Source organism: Flavobacterium sp., from assembly GCF_965277525.1.
Taxonomy (GTDB): Bacteria; Bacteroidota; Bacteroidia; order Flavobacteriales; family Flavobacteriaceae; genus Flavobacterium.
In genome coordinates, this window is the sequence record NZ_CBDIDC010000001.1 from 388556 (window position 1) to 409659 (window position 21104).

Genomic DNA, 21104 nt, shown 5'->3' on the forward strand with positions numbered 1-21104 from the left:
GAAGCAAGATGTGAGAAGCAAGATGTGAGAAGCAAGATGTGAGAAGCAAGATGTGAGAAGCAAGATGAAAGAAGTAAGATGTGAGAAGCAAGATTTGAGAGATAGAAGGAAGAAATAAAATCTGTTTAAATCTGCGTGATCTGCGTGCTAAAAAAATAAAAAAATCAACACTTAGTAAATATTAAACACTAAGTCAAAAACATATAAAAAATGAGTTATTCAAATACTGATCTAATACAATTAAAAGATTTTTATCAGCACCAATTATTACAGGATACCGTGCCTTTTTGGTTTCCGCAATCTATAGACACCATTCACGGCGGTTATTTACTAATGCGTGATCAAAATGGAAATTTAATCGACGATGATAAATCGGTTTGGTTTCAAGGAAGAACGGCCTGGTTGTTATCGACGCTTTATAATACGATTGCCCCAAAACAAGAATGGCTGGATGGCGCCAAATCCGGAATCGACTTCATTAATCAGCATTGTTTTGATACTGATGGAAGAATGTTTTTTCACGTAACCCGCAACGGAAATCCGATTCGTAAACGTCGCTATTATTTTTCTGAAACCTTTGCTACTATTGCGATGAGCGCTTACGCAAAAGCTAGTGGAGACGAAAAAATTGCAGAACAAGCACGCCATTTATTTGGTGAATGTATTAAATATTCGAGTACTCCGGGATTATTAGAACCCAAATATACAAGTGAACGCCCGTCGAAAGGAATTGGCTCTCCGATGATTATGATCAATACCGCGCAACAAGTGAGAGAAACAATCGGAGATCCGCGTTGCGACGAATGGATCACCAAATGGATTGCCGAAATCGAGCGAGATTTTGTAAAAGACGATATTAAATGTGTGATGGAACAAGTAGCTCCAAATGGTGATATTATTGATCATATCGACGGAAGAACTTTAAATCCGGGACACGCCATTGAAGGCGCGTGGTTCATTTTGCACGAAGCAAAATACAGAAATAATGATCCGCATTTAATTGCATTGGGGTGTAAAATGCTGGATTATATGTGGGAACGCGGTTGGGATAAAGAACATGGCGGAATTTTATATTTCTGTGATGTTTACGGTAAACCCGTTCAGGAATATTGGCAGGACATGAAATTCTGGTGGCCACATAACGAAGTCATTATTGCAACATTATTGGCTTACACCATGACCGGAGACGAAAAATATGCAAAATGGCATAAAATGATTCATGATTATGCGTACAGTAAATTTCACGATAAAGAAAACGGAGAATGGTTTGGATATTTACACAGAGACGGAAGTGTGGCACAAACTGCAAAAGGAAATCTATACAAAGGGCCTTTTCATTTACCACGACAAGAATGGTATTGCACACAAATATTAAACGAATATCTTGAGAAAACAATCAAACATGAAAATCAAAGTTTGTAAATCGATATTTATGATTGAATATGCCATTAGCACAAATGGTCGGTAGAAAAATCAGATTGTTTGGATGTGCCGTTAGGCACAATCAATTCAAATGTATATTTCTATGTGTTTTAAATTAAAGCCACAGATTAAAAGATTAAACAGATTTTAAAAAAAAATCTGCAAAATCTGCGTAAAAAAAAACACAAATACGATCATCATGTTATCATAAAAACCTGTTTTTCCATCAAGTCGTTCGTTATTAAACCTTATGCTTATTAACCAATTTTAACCAAAATAAAAACTATGAAAAATTTATTACGCTTATTTTGTTCGTGTTTTATGTGTTTATACGGTATTAGTATAAAGGCACAAAGTGGTAAGGTTTTGAACCTCGATGGAATTTCAACTTTTATGACGGTCGCAGATCATCCCGATTTAGACTTCGGCGCAAGCCAGAACAAAACAATCACCTGTTGGATAAAAACAACGACTTCGACAGGAACACCCAGAATTTTTGCCAAACGAAACGGAGCTTCAGGAAACGGCTTCGAATTTTGGACTGGAAACGGAACCAACGCCGGAAAATTTGCCATGAACATGAGCGGAACCGGAACTCCCAACAACATTAGTACGGCAGGATATTCGGCTAATTCTATTGCTGACGGAACCTGGCATCATATTGCTTTGGTTTTAGATGCGTCGAGCAATCGCACGATGTACGGTTATATCGATGGCGTTTTGGCCAATACCGGAAAAACATTTACATCTGTCACTTCTGATTTCTCAAATGCTTTAAATTTTGTTATTGGAGCAACTTCTGATGCTTCAAACAGTTATAAATGGGCGGGTCAAATCGATAATGTTCGCATTTGGAATAAGGCCATGACAGCACTTGAATTGCAAACCGATATGACTGCCATTGTCAATGCTCCTGCACCCAATCTTCTGGCGGCATGGAATTTTGAAAACATTAGCGGCACTTCGGTTCCTGATGTTTCGGGCAATAACCATCCCGGAACTTTGGTTGGATCGCCAACAACTTCAAATGCTTTCCCAATGATTTTGACATTAGATGGTGTAAACGATTATATGTCAGTTGCCAATCATGCTGATTTTAATATCGCAGCGGGTCAAAGTTTAACGATTACGTGCAAAATTAAAACTTCAGATTTTGGAAAACGTATTTTAAGCAAACGTCCCGGAGGTGCAGGAATTGGCTATGAATTTATCAATAATACTTCTGCCGGTGGCGGGCAATTTGGCGTTAATTTAACTACAAGTGCAGGATCTGCGGGACCTCCATACGGAACTTCCAATATTGCCGACAATATATGGCATCATTTGGCCATGGTTGTTGATGTTGCTTCAACGAGTTGTAAAATTTATGTTGACGGCGTTTTACAACAAACCAAAACCACAACCAATATTGGCGGAACCAATACGGTTTCAAACACCGGAGATTTATTATTTGGAACACTCAGCAATTTTGCTTCCTATATGAATGCACAATTAGACGATATTCGTTTTTGGAATAAAGCCATGACCGCTGCAGAAATTGTAACCGATAAAACAGCGATTGTAAACGGGCCACAAACCAACTTAATTGCAGCCTGGGATTTCGAAAATATAAGCGGTGTGACGGTTCCCGATATTTCAGGAAACAATCATCCGGGAACTTTAAATAATGGCGCAATGGTAATTGCACAGACTAACGAAATGCAGATTAATTCGGTTTCATTGGTTCAAACCGAATTGCCAACCGGAATTGGAGACGTAAACCAACGAATTATTGCCGTAAAAGCTTCTGTAAGCGGCACAATAAATCCGCTTACTGTTAGTGCTTTAAAATTTACAATGTCTGGAACTACGAATGTTTCTGATGTTACGAATATCAAAATTTATTCTAGCGGAAGTACGGCCATTTTCGATTCAGCAACGGCAACTTTGTTTGGAACCGTTTCTCCGTCAAGCGGAAATTTGGTTGCGAATGGCTCAAAAGCATTAGTAAACGGAGATAATTATTTCTGGATTACGTATGATATTTCGGCTACAGCCAATGAAGGAAATTTACTCGATGCCACTTGCGAATCTATTGTTGCTAATAGCATTACTTACAATACAACATCCAATACGGTTTCTGGAAATCGCGTTATTTTATTGGCGAATACTTTATTGTTTACACCCGGAGATGCAGGTTCTGCAAGTTATCGTATTCCGGCCATTATTACCGCTGCCGATGGTTCATTGGTAACGGTAACGGATAAAAGATGGAACGGTGCCGGAGATTTGGCTGCTAAAATAGATCCTGTTGTTCGTCGTAGTACAGACAACGGAAAAACCTGGTCTGCTCCTATCGTTATTGCCAATTTTGGTGCTTCAACCGGAGCGGGCGATGCAGCTTTGGTTTTGGATAAAACTACTGGCGAATTATTGTGTCTGGTTTCTGCTGAAAAAGGCTTTTTTGCTTCTACAAATTCGGCTCCAGCCAAAGTTTTAGTGATCCATAGTACAGACAATGGCGTAACCTGGGGAGCTCCAGTTGACATTACAAATCAGATTTACGGACCAAATCCGGGTTGGAAAGGTTTATTTGTAGCTTCAGGAAGAGCACATCAATTACGTGACGGAAAAATTGTTGCCGCGATTGCTGTTCGCGAAAATGTTTCTGGAGTTGAACATATCAATAATTATATGATTACAAGCGCTGATCACGGAATTACCTGGACCGCTTCGACCGGAAGAGCTGAATTAGACGGAGACGAGGCCAAAGTTGTAGAACTAAACAATGGCAATATCATGATGAGTATTCGTAATCCGGGAACACGTCGTTTTAATGTTTCGACAGATAAAGGCGCAACCTGGGGAACAGCTTATAACCAATCAAGTATTACTGACCCTAATTGCGATGGTGATTTTATTCGCTATACTTCTACCCTTGACGGTTATGACAAAAACCGATTATTGCATTCAATCCCGTTTTCAGGAAGCCGAAAAAATGTAAGCGTACAATTGAGTACAGACGAAGGAACAACGTGGGGAGCAGCAAAGACTATTTTTACAGGAGCTTCGGCTTATTCGAGTCTAACAATTTTGCCCGACGGAACAATTGGAATTTATTATGAAAACGGAGAAAGCTCTACCTATCAAATGTATTTTGTTCGTTTCAGTTTAAATTGGTTAACGAATGGAGCAGATACGTATACAGCCCCAAACAGTGCGGTTACCTTTTCGTCAATACCTCAGGACATGCAATTTTATGCCCGAAACAATACGAATACCGCAACAGTTAAAGTTGCAGGAGTAACACAAATTCAGAATCTAAATACGGTAACAGTCGATTTTTATCGTAATGATATTTTTCTAAAGTCAGTCAATCAAAAATTGGTTTATAACAACGGAAGTGCCTCATTTGATTTATCGGGGACTATTAAAGCAGAATTAGCACAATATAAAATTATTGTAAGTACAATTGATTTGTCTGGAAACAAAAAAGTAATAACAGAAAGAAAAGATTTGGTTGCCGGAGATTCATTTGTAATTATGGGCCAATCTAATTCGCATCCTACACGTCCGGGATATACTTTTACCAATCCGTTTTTAAGGAGTTACGGCATTCAAACCGGCAATACCAATTATGATACCTATAATACCAGTGATCCAACTCAACAATCGTGGGGATTGGCACAAGCGAATCAAACCGGAGCGATAAGTTCTGCAAACCCAACTTATTTTGCCGGACCCTATATGGTAGGTGTTTGGGGATTAGAGATGATGGATAAATTGTCTGCTGAATTGCAAATTCCGATTTGTGTTATTAATGGTGGTGCAGGTTCCAGTACAATCGAACAAAATATCCCAAGCAGCACAAACCGTTTAGATTTGTCAACCGTGTACGGTCGTACTTTATACAGAGTCCAAAAAGCAGGTCTTCAAAATGATATTAAAGCCGTTTTTTGGCATCAGGGAGAAAAAAATGCTGATGGAACTTTTACCAATTATCCAACAAATTTCGAAACAATGTACAATAGCTGGAAAGCTGATTATCCATCGCTTAATAAAGTATATGTTTTTCAGACCAATCTAAATTCGTGTTATGCAGCTGCCAGTGTAAATCAGTCTAAAATGCGCGAATGGCAACGTACTTTGCCACAATTGCACAGTGATATTACCGTTTTTCCAATGGTAGGAACTCCTGCTATGCAAACCGGAGACGGCAATGAATCTCCTTATTGCCATTACGGATTACAGGGTTATAAAACAATGGGAGAACGCGTTTCGTATGTGGTAGAAAAAGACCTGTATGATTTATCCTTTACCGAAAATCCATTAGCGCCAAACATTATCGATGCTTATTTTAGCAAAAGTGACAGAACTCAAATTAAATTAGTTTTTGATAACAATAATTTAATTGCTCAGAGTAACGTAGCAAGTTATGCGTTAAAAGATTATTTCTATTTGGATGGTATTTCGGGAAAAATCTCTGCTTTATCTATTACTGGTAATACGGTGACTTTAGATCTAACAGCTTCAGGTTCTGCTCAAAAAATATCGTATTTATCTAATAGTATGTACAACGACAATTCGGGTATTTATTCTGGTCCGTACTTAACCAATACAAAAGGAATTGGTGCTCTTACGTTTAATGATTATCCGGTAAGCGCTTATTCAAACCTTTCAACAAAAAAAACAGCGGTTTCTGATATTGATTCAAAATTCGATGTTTTGGTAGAACCCAATCCAACCAGCGATATTTTTAATATGACCCTTAATAACGCAAAAGGAAATGTTACCGTCAAAATAGTAGATGTTTCCGGAAAAGTAATTCAAAAAACAACACTTAGTACTTTCGAAACGAGCAAAACATTTTCGTTAGGCAATAAAGCCAGTGGTATTTACATTTTACAAATTAATGATTCAGATACCACACTCAGCCGTAAAATAATTAAAAAATAAAGAAAAGAGCCATTGGCTTGGTTAATTTTGTAGAACAGGATTTATTCCGGACAACACTATTAAAAAATACAGTTATAAAATGAAACAAGTGATTATCAATACAACCGTGCACACGGGCGATGAAATTATGACCAACGGAGTCATTATTATCGAAAACGGAACTATTCTTTCGGTACAAAAAGAAATCCCAAAGGATATAGAAACAATCGATTTAAAAGGAAATCATATTGCAGCAGGCTTTATTGATATTCAGATCAATGGCGGAGAAAGACTTTATTTTAGTCAGACTCCAACCGAAGAAACAATTCAGGATATTTATGATGCCAGTTTAAAATACGGAACAACTCATGTGCTTCCGTGTTTGATTTCGTCTTCGCATGAAACGATTCTTCAGGGAATTGAAGCGGTTCGTAGTTACATGAAAAAGCATGATAATGGCGTAATCGGAATGCATCTTGAAGGTCCTTTTTTGAATCCGTTAAAACGTGGTGCGCATAGTATTGATCAGGTTCGCAAACCAACGAATCGAGAGCTTGAAGAAATTATCAGACTTGGAAAAGATGTTATCAAAGTAATCACGATTGCACCGGAATGTTTTACAGAAGAACAACTGAATATGTTGATCGAAAGTGATATCGTAATTTCAATTGGACATTCGACTGTAACGCACAAAGAAGCTCAGGTTTATTTTTCGAAAGGTATAAAACTCGTGACGCATTTATTTAATGCCATGACACAATTCGGCCATCGTGAACCGGGTCTGGTTGGAGCCACTTTTGAAAACGAAAATGTTTATGCTCCTGTTATTTTAGATGGTGCACATTGTGATTATGCTGCTGCAAAAGTGGCATATAAACTAAAACAGGAAAAATTCTTTTTGATTAGTGATGCCACCTTTTTAGGCCGAAAAGTAGCAAACTTTAAATGGGATAATTTTGATGCGCATCTTGACAATGGTTTTTATAGAAATGACGATGGCAATTTGGCCGGAGCCACAATTTCGATGTTAGAAGCAGTTCAGAATGCCTACAAACATTTAGACGTTTCTGTAGATGAAGCAATCAAAATGGCCACTTCACGCGTGGCAAGTGCGATTGGTTTACAAGATCAATTCGGAAAAATAAAAGCCGGATTTCCTGCCACTTTTGTTCAGTTCAATGAGGATTTATCTGAAATAGCAACCTTGGATTTTTCTCAATCATCAATTTCTGTTTCATAAAAAATGATGAAAGAAAAAATGCTCCCGATTACTACTAAAATCAAAGAATTTAAAATCATTATTGCCGGAATATTGTTTGCTTTTTTATGGGCATCAGCTTCAACAGCGACCAAAATTGGGTTACATGCTGCGCAGCCCTTTGTGATTTCTATTTTCAGGTTTATAATAGCCGGGAGCATTATGCTTATTCTTTCACACATTATAATGGCAAAACGATTACCCCAAAAAAAAGAATGGGTTCAGATCAGTATTTATGGTTTGTTCAACATCACTATTTATTTGGGATTGTATGTCATTGCCATGCAAAAAGTATCTGCCGGTTTGGGGAGTCTGGCTGTTGCTACTAATCCTGTTTTTATTGTTTTGATCTCGGCTATTTGGTTATCGCATAAAATCAAGTTCAAAAACATCCTTAGTTTAATGTTGTGTTTTATTGGTGTATTTCTAGCGGCTTACCCATTATTACAAAGCAGCTTTGCGACCCCCGGCGGCATACTTATTTTAGTGACCAGTATGATTGCGTATTCATTGGGAACGATTTATTACTCCAGACAAAACTGGAACGGATTACACATTCTTACCATCAATGGGTGGCAAACCATTATTGGAGGGGTATTCCTGCTTCCGGTTTTGTTTTTAACGTACGAATCTGATCAGAATATTTTCAACAGCGATTTTTGGTTTTCGACTTCGTGGCTAGCAATTGCAGTTTCTATTGGAGCCGTTCAGTTTTGGCTGTATTTATTAAAAAACAATCCAATCAAAGCTTCGTATTGGCTTTTTCTGTGTCCGATATTCGGATTTTTAATTGCCTATTTTATGGTCGATGAACCGCTTACTTGGTACACTCTTTTTGGAGTTGTATTTGTAATCGTAGGATTGTACACCACTCTTTCTTCTGATAAAAAAATTATTAAACACATAGAAACATAAATTTAGAAATAAATAAAAAGCGCTGCTAATTAGCTCTGGAGGAGCATAATATTTAATCATTAGCATTCATCAAAGCTCCGGAAGAGCGTAATATCTCAAACACTTATATTGGGCAATATTTCTATTGTAATTTTTATTATGAAAATATGCCACCCCACTTGGGGTTCATATAAGATAAACCTAAATGCTATAAATATAGCGTCCCTATGGGACTCTTAAAATACTATTGATCAACAAATTTAAACAATCAAATAAAATTAATAAAAATGGAAACTGATTTAGAAACCAAACCTGATATCAGCTATAAAAGCGCGGGAAAATTTGAAGAGACCCGATTTGAGAAAATCCACAACGAAATCTTCAGAAATTCTACAGAAGCTTCGATAATTGTAGCGCAGGAAATCGCGCAATTAATTAGATCTAAACAAGAAAAAGGAAAATCTTGCGTATTAGGTTTAGCAACAGGTTCTTCTCCTATAAAAGTCTATGAAGAGTTAGTGAGAATGCACAGAGAAGAAGGATTAAGTTTTAGCAATGTGATCACTTTCAATCTGGATGAATATTATCCAATGACCAAAGAGAACAATCAGAGCTATCATTATTTCATGCACCAGCATCTTTTTAATCATATTGATATCAAACCGGAGAATGTCAATATTCCCGATGGTACCGTTGCAATTGAGGAACTCAACCAATATTGCATCGATTACGAAATGAATATTAAAAACGCAGGAGGTCTTGATTTTCAATTATTAGGTATTGGTCGTACCGGTCACGTAGGTTTCAATGAGCCGGGATCGCACATCAACTCAGGAACTAGAATTATTACACTGGATCACATTACAAGAGTCGATGCTTCATCTGATTTTAATGGTATCGACAACGTTCCTAAAAGAGCGATTACCATGGGAGTTTCTACCATTATGAGGTCTAAAAGAATTGTACTTATGGCTTGGGGACAAAACAAAGCCGATATCATCAAGAGAACCATTCAGGGCGATATCAGTTCAGAAGTTCCGGCTACTTTTTTACAAAATCATGCCAATGCCACCTTTGTATTAGACCAGTCTGCAGCATCAGAATTAACCCGTTTTAAAACACCTTGGTTAGTAGGAGAATGCATCTGGACACAAGAATTAAAAAGCAAAGCGATTGTTTGGTTGTGCCAAAAAACAAAACAATCCATTTTAAAATTAACAGACAGAGATTACAACAACAACGGAATGTCTGATCTTTTGGCACAGGAAGGTTCTGCTTATGATTTGAACATCAATATGTTCAACGTCTTGCAGCATACCATCACAGGATGGCCGGGTGGAAAACCCAATACTGACGATTCACACCGTCCGGAAAGAGCCAATCCTGCAAAAAAACGAGTGATTCTTTTTAGTCCACATCCGGATGATGATGTGATTTCTATGGGAGGCACTTTTTCAAAATTGATAAAACAAGGCCACGATGTACACGTAGTATATCAAACCTCCGGAAATATAGCCGTTACAGATGACGAAGCATTAAAATTTGCTGAGGTTGCCAAAGATTTTGTTGGTGACGCAGCAAGTGGAATCGACTTCAAATCGGTAATTGAATTTTTAAACCATAAATCAGAAAACGAAATTGATTCACTGGAAGTCCGAAAATTAAAAGGACTAATCCGTAGAAGAGAATCATATGCCGCGACAAGATATATTGGTTTAAAAGATGAGAATACCCACTTTTTAGACCTTCCGTTTTACGAAACCGGACAGGTAAAGAAAAATCCGTTAGGAGCAGAAGATATTGCGATTGTAAAAGATATCATTGCACAAATAAAACCACATCAGGTTTTTGCAGCAGGAGATCTTGCCGATCCGCACGGAACGCACGAAGTATGTCTGAACGCAATTTTTGCCGCCATGAAACAATTAAAACCAGAAAAATACATGGACGATTGCTGGTTATGGTTGTACAGAGGGGCGTGGCACGAATGGGACATTCACGAAATTGATATGGCTGTTCCGCTTTCTCCATCAGAAGTATTACTGAAACGTCACGCGATTTTATACCACCAGTCTCAAAAAGACAGAGTAATGTTTCAGGGAAATGACTCTAGGGAATTCTGGGTGAGAGCCGAAGACCGTAACAAAAACACAGCCATCTTATACGATGATTTAGGATTGGCAGAATACGAAGCAATCGAAGCCTTTAAACGTTTTGATTACTAAAAAGTGTTGAAATTTTCTGTAAACACCTTTTTGTTTGAGACAAAATCGAAATATTTTTAATCAAATTTGAAAGTCCTTATTCCCATTCATTTTTATCTTCGTTTTAGTAAAAAAACAAAAGAAAGACCGATAACCGTATAGCAATCAAACTCTTAAAAAACCTACTTCTATAACAAATTAAAACAGCAATTTTCTGTCAATATTCTTGTTTTTTATAATGATATTGATAGTTTTGCGTTTTATAATTAAACCCCAAATTTAACCTACAAACCTTATGAGAAAAACCATTTCTTATTTTTTGCCATTGGCATTATTCGCAACCGTACTATTTAGCTGCAGCGATGATGACTCAAAAGGCGACAATTACAATCCCAATTATCTGACCGTCATTGATGCGACTGCTTTACCCAAAGAAAACAGGCCAATGACGATGTTTGAAGACGACGAAAGTGCTTCAAAAATGTACGATAACAAAGACCGTTGGTTTCGTGTCAATCAGCCGATGCAAATCATCCAAAAAGGAAAAGATTCCGTACAAGTTTCCCTTTATTCCCCAGTTGGATTAAGTGACGTAAAAGTCTATGCTAAATTAGCCAACTATGACAAGCGCTTTTTAATTTACGAATTTTCTAAAGTTCCTGCTTTCCACCGTTCATTTCACCAACTTCCTTTAGTAGAAGGAAAACATGATTATCAGTTAGAGAATGGTAAAACAGTTACTATTGATAAAATTGACGGATTTTCTTCCGGTGCAATCGAATTTTCGGTAGAATCAAGTGATCCTCTATTTGCAAAATTCAAAAAAATTAAATCGGCACGACTGGTACAATTCAGTACGCAATACCACCTTAATAATCCTGCTGATGATCCTAATAAATTTTTACCCATGAATCCTGTTTTGGCCAAAGAAGCCATTACAATGATTATCAATTATTCGTATGCAATAAGTCATCCTTTGTATTACGACACTTTTATGAATTTTGACCGATACAAAAGAGAGCAGGCAGCAACGGCAGGAACTGCAATAAATGGTGCATTAAACTGGCACGGAAATGCTGACGATGATGCCGCAAACGGTGTATATGACTATTTGACCAAAGCTCAAATTGAAACGGCTTACAACACCTACATCGACAACAGAACTTTGAATATGGCCATGGTTGGCGGAGGTTCTGCCTGGGGAGGCGGTGCATTAGCTTCTCAATGGGAATCTGGTTATGTAACGGGGCACTGGAAAGGCGAAATGTCAGTTTGGTCCCACGAATACTCACATCATAGTGGTTACAGTCATACCAGTAATTTGGCCAATAGTGGCGAAGGCGGTGGTCAGCAAGAAATGTTAACGCATTTTTATAAATATTTAATCTATCTGAATGATCTTCCTTTTACTGATCCTGATGTATTAAAAGGATATACAAAGACGAAATATTTAACAGGTACTTATAGCAAGCCTGTTTTTAAAGTTGACCCAAAAAACCCATTTTTAGTAAAATATAAAGAAGAAGGAAAATGGAAATAACCTATAAAACTACCATGAACAAAATACCATTTTTACTACTACTACTTTGCTTGTTTACCAATTGCAGCAAAGATTCAGCAGGTGAAGAACCAACTACTTATAACTATTTCTATCCAACAGATGAAGCCACAATTACGGCAGCACAAATTGGTGCAGGAACCGGAACTTTAGATCCTAAAGGCATCACAATTGCAAACGAAAAATTATACGTAGCAAATGGTGATGTACTAGAGGTTTTTAACGCTGTAACTTTGGCACATCTCAAAACCATTACAGAATATAAAAAAGGCACTACTACAATTCCGTTTACTAAAATTTCTTCTGTTGCGGTTGATAACGGAAGAATTTACATTGGAAGTGTCGATTCAAGACTATTTGTGATGGATGAAAATACAAACGCCGGAATTAGTACAGTTGGAAACGGTCAATGGTGGAATACTTTTGTACACGTTTTTGGTGTTGTCGTAAAAGACGGATTGGTATTCGTAAAAGAAAAAGAAACGTCTATAAAGATTTTCGAAACTTCTCAGATTACAGAAACCAGTGCCTGGGATTTAAAACCAATTGCCAAACTCAATACTTTAAACGGTTTTGATCAGGTGTATTCACTGGATGTAGAAGCCGGAAATTTAGTAGTAGCCGGAAGAGATGCCAAAAGCTATTTGTATTATGACATTGCCGGTATCAAAGCCAATGCTGCAGCTTCTCTTACGGAACCATTAAAACCGGTAACCGAAACTTTTAATGCAAAGCCAATTGCGATTAGCTTTAGCAAAGATTGGGCTATTACTTCAGAAAATTCAGGAAGTGCCAATTATTTACGTTTGTACCCTAAGGCAGATTTCATGGCACATAAGTATACTGCCAGCGTGAATGCTTCTGATATTTTGGGAGCAAATCCTTTTGGAACTATTGTGGGGGTTGCACAACTCAACGATCGTTTGTTTCTGTCTGATAACACTAATAAAACGATTAGGGTCATCAAGCTTAATAAATCTGTAATTGCAGAACAAAATTAAATTCCAATTTTTATCCCGATAGCTATCGGGACCAAATTCTAAAAAACTGAAATAAAAAATCTCAAATTCCTTAATTGGAATTTGGGATTTTTTTATTTGTGATTTGAATTAAATCGTAACTTTTCATACTTTTTTCAGACCAACATTTAAAAATCCATGACTACAGACATCATAGAATTAAATGATTTTATTGTTTTAATCGAACAATCCAATACCGATAAACCATTTGTTCAGCAATGCGAAATCGACGGCGATGCTGTGGGATTTGCATTTTATGGTTCGGGCAATGTCGAACTGGAAATCAAACACAATGATCAAACCAAATATTTAATGAATACGACAGGTTTGGCGATTTGCTTTTTCGGAAATCAAAAAGTAGCATTCTCCCATAAAATAGAACCGGATAAACCTTTGCAGTCGATCAGTATTTTTACAAAACCAAAACACCTCCACTCTTTACCTCAGGCCGAAAAGGAGATTTTCGAAAACTATCTTCCCGAGTTATTACACCCGAAAGAGCATTTTGTAAAAGGTCCGTCTTTTTATATGACTTTAGACATGCAACTGGCCGTTCAGAAAATTTTCAATACTACTTATACCGGCAACACAAGATTGTTATTTTTAAAAAGTCAGGTCAATGAACTTTTGGCGCATTTCTATGCATTATTAGCTACAGGAACAAAAATTGATTTCTCTGAAATCGATAAAAACAAATTGTATAAAGCCAAAGAAATTGTGACCAATAGCTACTCAAAACCACCATCGATTACGCAATTATCCCAAATGGTAGGTTTGAATAGCAATAAACTGAAAAAGAATTTTAAAGAACTTTTTGGCATTCCGGTTTTTAAATTTGTGCAGGAAGAAAGGCTTCATAAAGCGTATGAATTGCTTCGTGACAGCGAAAAAACAGTACAGGAATCGGCTTGGGAAGTGGGATATGAAAGTTTAAGCTCGTTCTCGAATGCCTTTTATAAAAAATTTGGAATGCGTCCTAATGAAGTTCGGCAACAATTCCTTTCAGACAAATCTTAATTCTTTTGCGACAAATGATTTTTTTTTAATCTCAACATCTTTGTATCAGTATTCATTTAAAAAGATATTGATATGAAAAATACAAAAATTTTAGTCCTGGGTTCCAACGGAAAAACCGGACGCAGGGTAGTCGAAAGATTAGAAAAATTAGAAAACATCGAAATTCGTTTAGGCTCCAGAAACGAAAAAATCTCTTTTGATTGGGAGAAACCGGAAACCTGGGAAGCTGTTCTTCAGGGTATCGATTCGGTTTATATTACTTTTCAGCCCGATTTGGCTATTCCTTCGGCCGTAGATTCCATTCAGAACTTTACGCATCTTGCAACAAAATTGGGCGTACAAAAAATGGTTTTGCTTTCCGGAAGAGGCGAAAAAGAAGCACAACTTTGCGAAGAAATCGTAAAAACAAATGCCAAAAACTGGACGATTGTTAGCGCCAGCTGGTTCAACCAAAATTTTAGCGAAAGCTTCTTTTTAGATCCTGTTTTAGCCGGAATCGTTGCCTTGCCAAGAGCGGAAGCTTTAGAACCCTTTACTGACGCCGATGATATTGCAGATGTCGTCACTGCTGCTCTTTTAGACGATAAACACAACAGACAAACGTATGAATTAACGGGGCCGACATTATTAACTTTCGAACAGGCCATAACTGAAATTGCCCATGCCAGCGGCAGGAATATCACTTTTCAGGGATTAACTTTAGAAGAATACAGCACAATGCTTCGGGAATATCAGGTTCCTGAGGATCATATTGGGCTGATCAATTATCTTTTTGAACAGGTTTTAGACGGCCGAAATTCCAGTATAATTTCAGATATCGAAAAAGTGCTGGGCAGGAAAGCCAAAGATTTTTCCGCTTACGCAAAAGAAACAGCGAAGACCGGAATTTGGAATGTTTGAGATTGGTCCGTATTTTCGTTTTTTTCATTGATGAAGCGCTTGTCTGTTTAACGCGGATAATACGGATTATCACCCAGAGCGAGGTCGAAGGCACACAAAGGGCTTCGACTCCTCAGCCTGACAATGCGAATAAATTTTAAATAAAAACATCTCAAGCAACTTTGTCAAAGTTTCCACGCAAAGTAAACCCAATATTGTCACCCAGAGCGAAGTCGAAGCCTACGCAAAGGACTTCGATCATCCTGACAATGCGAATAAATTCTAAATTTTAAATAAAAACATCTCTAGCAACTTTGTCAAAGTTCAAAACTTTGACAAAGTTTCACGCAAAGTAAACCCAATATTGTCATCCAGAGCGAAGTCGATCCGTACAATCCGCGGGTCATCAAAAACTAAGTCACCACGATATTTTCATTTACATCATAAAACGAAAAAAGACTGCCTTCAGACAGTCTTTTATATTCTTAAAATAATAATTGTATTATATCTTTATTTCTTTCGCAGCAGCGTCTCTCTTTTTTGCTAACTGATTTACTCTCCACATCAACAATATTGTCGAGAGTGTAATTACAGCAATTACATATCCCAGAATATCGTAATTTTCCAGGGGTGAGGATTTCGTTTTTTGATGTACAATAAACCCGGCACAAACAGCTGCAATTCCACCTGCAATTTGTTGTAATGATGAGGTGATCGACATATAAGCACCACGGTCTTTCATTTCCGGAATAGCAGTATTCAAAGTAGTGGCCGGAATCATACGACTCATGATTCCCATAAACAAAATCATATTGATCACTACGATTTCCCATAGCGGAATAGGATTCAGATTCGTATAAATCAGAATCATAATTACGGAGATCACGGATCCTGCCGTAAACAATTTAAACTTGCTTACTTTATCACTCAGCTTACCTACTAATGGCATGATAAACAATACCGAAAGTCCAGTAAAGAAAAATACCATGGGCAATTCGAGCTGGCTGATATGAATGTTGTTGACTAAAAAAGCAGTTCCGAAAGGCTGTAACATAAATCCACCAACGGATAAAAAGGCAATGGCGGTAAAACCTACCTGATAATGTTTATTGCTCAGGGTATGCCAAAGGTGCAGAAAAGGACTTTTGTCTGATTGCAATTCCAGGTGTTTGGTAATAGGTTTCATTTGGGTGATTATAGCAATAAGGATCAACAAACCTAAAACAGCTATCATGATAAAAGCCGAGTGCCAGCCCCAGTGATTCGCAAAATACAACCCAAGCGGAATTCCTAAAATCTGGCTGGATGCAAAGGCCATTTGTATGAATCCCATCACGCGGCCTCTTTGGTGAATGACGAATAAATCGGTTACGATGGCTAACGAAACAGAACCAATTACGCCGCCAAAAAGTCCGGTAACAATTCTGGCCATCAGCAACATCATATAACTCGATGACAACGCACAGAAAACGGTACCAATGATAAATCCGGTATAAAAGAAGATCAACAGTTTTTTTCGGTCAAAGCGGTCTGCGAAACCTGCTGCCAGCAATCCCGAAATTCCGGCACTAAAGGCATAAGCTGAAACGGCGAAACCAAAGTTCGCTGTTGTCATGTCAAGGGTTTTCATTAAGATATCTCCTAAGGGAGAAATAACCATAAAATCAAGGATTACAGTAAATTGTAAAAGTGCTAAAATTGCAATAATGATTTTTTGGTTAGTAGTAAAAGCCGGGCTGTCCCCTATTGTTTTTTCCATATAGATGGTTATTTTGTATTAATTTAATTCCTGGCATTCGTGACCAAATTCAGTGATCATACCCATAATTGTTTCAGGTTTCAGGACATTCGAAACAACGCGAAGTACGCAATCTACATCTTCATGATCGATACTCCATTCTTGTATATCCTGATGGTCATCGAGCGTTTTACGCATCGGGCAAGCCGGATCTGCAGTAGTAATATTTGTTTTAAAAATATGTATGGTGTTTAAATCTGTTTCCATAATTTTTCATGGTTTTAGCGCTTTTATGGTTCGGCTAAAAGCTTCTTTCATAATTTCTTTGGTAAGCTTAAATGGCTTCCCTCCCATACTCTTACCCTCAGTATGCAAGTTCAACAGCGTGTATAAGGGTCCGTAAGCTACAGACCAAAAGGCTTCAAATGTCATCGGGACCAGTTCTTTATTACGCAGTCCGTTATCCATAAATTCAGTCATCGTCTTTCTGAAATCTGCAAACTCTTTAATAGAATCCAGAATGATTTCTGAGTGTGGCGAATGTTTAATGATTTCAAAAAAAGCAACTTCCTTCGGGTATTTCATGGTAAACGCCGCGCGGTTTTCCCATTGCTTCCATAATCCTTCTTCAAACGACATTTCAGGTGAAAAATTCTTTACCGTATTGGTAAAATATTCAAGTGCCGTTATAGCACCTATTTTTTGTATTAAATCATCTTTGTCTTTGTAGTAAATGTATAAAGTCCCAACAGAAATCGAACAGGCCTTCGCCAGCTTATTCATGCTGAAACCCTGAAATCCGTCGCGTACGATTTGATCAATGGCAGTGGCAATTACCAGTTTCTCTTTATCAACATCACGTATTCTCATGTCATTTTTTTGACAAAGATAAAATAATAAATGAATGAACATTCTTTTATTAATTATTTTTTTCGAAATTAATTTATAAACTACAAAGAGATTTTTTTGCCACTCCCGATAGCTATCGGGATAAAGGATTAAATTGATTCTGATATTTAAACAAAAACTTTTAGAACTTTATCAAAATTCTAAACTTTATAACGTAAATCGCCAAAGTTTGTCATTTCGACGGAGGAGACCCGAGCCATAGCAATAGGCGAAGCAAATCATACTAGTTGATCGACAAAGATTGGATTCTCGTTGTGGAGTTACTTGCGGGGATTTCTCCTCCGTCGAAATGACAAAAATGCGCATATCAACATTGAACACATGTGATTACTTCTGTGAAATGAAAAACCTAACGAAAATATTCTTTTGAAAATGGGTGCCCTAGCCCCGATAGAAGTGGAAATCCTTTTGCGGCGGCGTTCGCCGCAAAAGATTGAAACGTATAGCGGGATTAGCTCCTGAAAAAAAATTATAAATCAAATTCCTTTTTTAAAGATATAAGTTAGAAACACATGTAATTTAAAATCTGCTATTTGTAAAAAATCCTTTTTAATCCTTTATCCCGATAGCTATCGGGAGTGGCTATAAAAAATTGAACACATAGGAACATAGGTTATATAGCTAAAAAAGAACGAAATAAAGAAATAAATTGCTTTCACATAGCTATGACACTTTATTCCATAAAAAAACTCCTGCCCAAAAAGGAACAGGAGTTTCAAAAACAAATCTAATTTCAATTTCTAATCTAATTCTGGTATTAATTTTTAAACTAAACCACGTGTCAGCCAACCTCTTTTGTTGGCCGTAACGATAGCGTATGGTGTGATCCAGAATAAACTGAATGTATAAAAAACACTGTAGGAATACGCCCAAAGCGAATCAGACAAATTGTATCTTTTGGCATAAAATAAAACCGGAAAACTCGATACAATCAATATTCCTAATAATGTAGAACTTAAAAACAATAAGGGATGCATGATGATAAAAAAGAACATAAAAAGCATGAACGGATAGGCCATAACGATTTTTGTAGCTTGGTTTAACCATAATAGTCGGGAACCAAATTTAGATTCTTTTCTAAAATCTGTAAAAACATATTTTGCCATTGCTATATTCTCACGCACATTACTTCTGCTCCATCTGATAAACATTTTGTACAATCCGGTGTATTCTTCAGGAACATTTGTCAATACATAAGCATTTCTCTGAAACAATACGTGTTGTCCTTGTTTCAAAATCATATTGGTCATGGCACGATCTTCACCAATGTCAGATGGTTGTCCCATAAAAGTTTGGTTGATCCATTCGTCAAGGCAAGCAAACACAGCCGTTTTACGGTATGCTGCCGCTGCTCCCGGAGTACAAAGTACAGAACCCAATTTACTTTCGGCAGAACGCATAAATTCAAAACTCATTACAAAACTCACGTTAAGCATTTTTGGCAGGATTGCTTTTTTATTGTTCAACACCTGAACATTTCCGGCTACTGCACCACATTTTTCGTTTACTACAAACGGACTTACTAAGTTTCTTAACGTATCTTTTTTCACGATCGAATCACTATCTACCGTTACAAAGATCTCTCCCGTTCCTAATTCGAATCCACGGTATAGGGCGTGACGTTTTCCTGCGTTTACAGGTTGTTGAAAAATAGTCAGACGATCTCCTAATTTTATTTTGGCTTGTTGCATCCAGTACCAGGTATCATCTTTACTTCCGTCGTCAACGGCTAATATTTCTAATTTATGTGCAGGGAAATCACTTTCTGCCAGACTCAATAAAGTATCCCAAACCAGTTTTCCTTCATTATATGCCGGAACAATTACGGTAACAGTTGGCAGCATTTCGTCTGATACAGATTCGATTGGCTTGTATTTGATATATAAGTATGCATTGTACAGGAAAACCCCTGTCTGAAAGAAAAATAATAATCCCGCAATAATCAGGAACGGAAGTCCCCAGGAAGAATTCATTCTGTCAATCTGAAACTGATCGAAATCGTCCTGCAAATGATATACAGCATAAGCACCAACAAACATTAGGACAAAAGTGCTTATGAGCACAAATAACCCAAACTTACTTTTGGTTTGCTCACTTACTTTTTTTGTTGCTGCATTTGAATTGTTAATACGAAAAATGGAACTGTTTAAGGCTTGTTCGTTATTAAGATCCGGATTCGATGTATAAAATTGCTCTGATGTTAAGGTTTCACTTTTCATATGACACTACTTTAGATTGCTTTGTATGGCTTTTATTTAATTTGCTTTCCCTTCGACTCTTTATTTTCATTTATCGAAAAGGAATTTACATATTCCCAATTTGCAATGCTTGTGCCATTATCAGTTTTTACTGGTTTCTAACAGTTTAGGTATTTAAGGAGTTTTTGATGTGTGTAATTATTATACGTTTTGGGTATACAGGTTACAGTTTTGTTGGTGTTTTGAGGGGTTTTGGGGTTGCGGTTTTGTTATGCCCGAAGGGCTTAGTTTCAGTATAACGCTTTTCGTAATTTATTATTGTTATGCTGAGCGTCTCCAAGTTTTTGCGGAAGGTTTTTTTTGAGAAAAAGGTGAACTGGACGAAGAAATGGTATGTCGGGATTTCCGACTAACCTTTTACATGGTGCTATGAAGAGGAAAACACTTAAAAAGTTGTATCAAGTATAGTTTGGAATTTAATCAGGAGCTTTATCCTGCTATCCGCTTGTATCTTTTCCTTGCTAAAGGAGCAAGAAAAAGGATACCGCTTCTATCAGGGCTAGGGCAACTGTTTTCATAAGATAATGTAGTGAAACCCGATACCAGTAAAACGTAATAATATATTATTTTTCTCACTATTAAACCTGTGTTTTTTTTGATACATTTGCAGTCCTAAACACAAAGAAAATGACATCAAAAAAAACTTTTGCCCGTGCGGTATGGTGGCGGTATTGGAAACAACTGCAACGCACTTTGTGGCGTAGGACACCTTAGCTGTGCGGGTTCTTTTTTTCCTAAACACAAAGAGTATGAGTACCAACACACTTTCAAAAGAAGCCGAAATCAGGCTGATGAATTTTTTCAACAACACAATCGATCCGCAAGAAATGGCTAAATCTTTAAGGCAAGTTAATTACGTACTTGCTTTAGGAGCTTTGAGGCAACATGAAACGCTTCAAAATGAAATAGCTAACTTAGAAAATAGCTTTTACTGGCTGAATGAATTAGCTGAAGTTTTAAATCCTTATTTGGATGTGGAGTAATAAATTTTTATAATTAAAAAGCCTCGATTTTTAGAAAGTCGAGGTTTTTTT

General features: G+C 37.2%; 14 protein-coding genes. 10 read left to right on the top strand and 4 right to left on the bottom strand.

The window, feature by feature from the left end; genetic code table 11:
• Nucleotides 1-210: 210 nt before the first annotated feature.
• From ACQY44_RS01570 to ACQY44_RS01610, 9 genes are all read left to right on the top strand, one after another.
• Complete coding sequence (locus tag ACQY44_RS01570) at nucleotides 211-1422, top strand: AGE family epimerase/isomerase (RefSeq protein ID WP_428228666.1); 1212 nt, start codon at nucleotides 211-213, stop codon at nucleotides 1420-1422.
• Nucleotides 1423-1707: 285 nt separating this feature from the next.
• Nucleotides 1708-6357, top strand: a complete 4650-nt coding sequence (locus ACQY44_RS01575) for a LamG-like jellyroll fold domain-containing protein (protein ID WP_428228667.1) — start codon at nucleotides 1708-1710, stop codon at nucleotides 6355-6357.
• A 79-nt stretch (nucleotides 6358-6436) separates the two neighbouring features.
• Nucleotides 6437-7576 (top strand): N-acetylglucosamine-6-phosphate deacetylase, encoded by a 1140-nt coding sequence (gene nagA, locus ACQY44_RS01580; protein WP_428228668.1) that lies wholly within the window; start codon nucleotides 6437-6439, stop codon nucleotides 7574-7576.
• A 3-nt stretch (nucleotides 7577-7579) separates the two neighbouring features.
• Nucleotides 7580-8509, top strand: a complete 930-nt coding sequence (locus tag ACQY44_RS01585) for a DMT family transporter (RefSeq protein ID WP_428228669.1) — start codon at nucleotides 7580-7582, stop codon at nucleotides 8507-8509.
• Between the two features lie 266 nt (nucleotides 8510-8775).
• Nucleotides 8776-10713 (top strand): glucosamine-6-phosphate deaminase, encoded by a 1938-nt coding sequence (gene nagB, locus ACQY44_RS01590; protein WP_428228670.1) that lies wholly within the window; start codon nucleotides 8776-8778, stop codon nucleotides 10711-10713.
• Nucleotides 10714-10987: 274 nt separating this feature from the next.
• Nucleotides 10988-12232 (top strand): hypothetical protein, encoded by a 1245-nt coding sequence (locus ACQY44_RS01595; protein WP_428228671.1) that lies wholly within the window; start codon nucleotides 10988-10990, stop codon nucleotides 12230-12232.
• A complete protein-coding gene (locus tag ACQY44_RS01600) occupies nucleotides 12223-13251 on the top strand; it encodes a hypothetical protein (RefSeq protein ID WP_428228672.1) in 1029 nt (342 codons plus the stop codon). Before ACQY44_RS01595 ends, ACQY44_RS01600 begins: the two co-directional genes overlap by 10 nt.
• Before the next feature lie 156 nt (nucleotides 13252-13407).
• Complete coding sequence (locus tag ACQY44_RS01605; RefSeq protein ID WP_428228673.1) at nucleotides 13408-14286, top strand: helix-turn-helix domain-containing protein; 879 nt, start codon at nucleotides 13408-13410, stop codon at nucleotides 14284-14286.
• A gap of 72 nt (nucleotides 14287-14358) precedes the next feature.
• The gene (locus ACQY44_RS01610; RefSeq protein WP_428228674.1) at nucleotides 14359-15186 is read left to right on the top strand and encodes an SDR family oxidoreductase; all 828 of its coding nucleotides are present in this window, start codon (nucleotides 14359-14361) and stop codon (nucleotides 15184-15186) included.
• Nucleotides 15187-15667: 481 nt separating this feature from the next.
• Here the strand turns inward: ACQY44_RS01610 and ACQY44_RS01615 are convergent, their stop codons facing one another.
• The 4 genes from ACQY44_RS01615 to ACQY44_RS01630 form a co-directional block, all read right to left on the bottom strand.
• Entirely contained in the window at nucleotides 15668-16924 is a 1257-nt protein-coding gene (locus tag ACQY44_RS01615) for an MFS transporter (RefSeq protein WP_428228675.1), read from the bottom strand.
• Between the two features lie 18 nt (nucleotides 16925-16942).
• Entirely contained in the window at nucleotides 16943-17170 is a 228-nt protein-coding gene (locus ACQY44_RS01620; protein ID WP_428228676.1) for a hypothetical protein, read from the bottom strand.
• A 6-nt stretch (nucleotides 17171-17176) separates the two neighbouring features.
• Nucleotides 17177-17773, bottom strand: coding sequence for a TetR/AcrR family transcriptional regulator (locus tag ACQY44_RS01625; protein WP_428228677.1), 597 nt, complete (start codon nucleotides 17771-17773; stop codon nucleotides 17177-17179).
• A gap of 803 nt (nucleotides 17774-18576) precedes the next feature.
• On the bottom strand, nucleotides 18577-20031 hold the full coding sequence (locus ACQY44_RS01630) for a glycosyltransferase family 2 protein (RefSeq protein ID WP_428228678.1): 1455 nt from the start codon (nucleotides 20029-20031) through the stop codon (nucleotides 18577-18579).
• Between the two features lie 788 nt (nucleotides 20032-20819).
• On the opposite strand from ACQY44_RS01630, the gene ACQY44_RS01635 reads away from it, so the two are divergent.
• On the top strand, nucleotides 20820-21053 hold the full coding sequence (locus tag ACQY44_RS01635) for a hypothetical protein (protein ID WP_428228679.1): 234 nt from the start codon (nucleotides 20820-20822) through the stop codon (nucleotides 21051-21053).
• The last annotated feature ends 51 nt before the right edge of the window (nucleotides 21054-21104 follow it).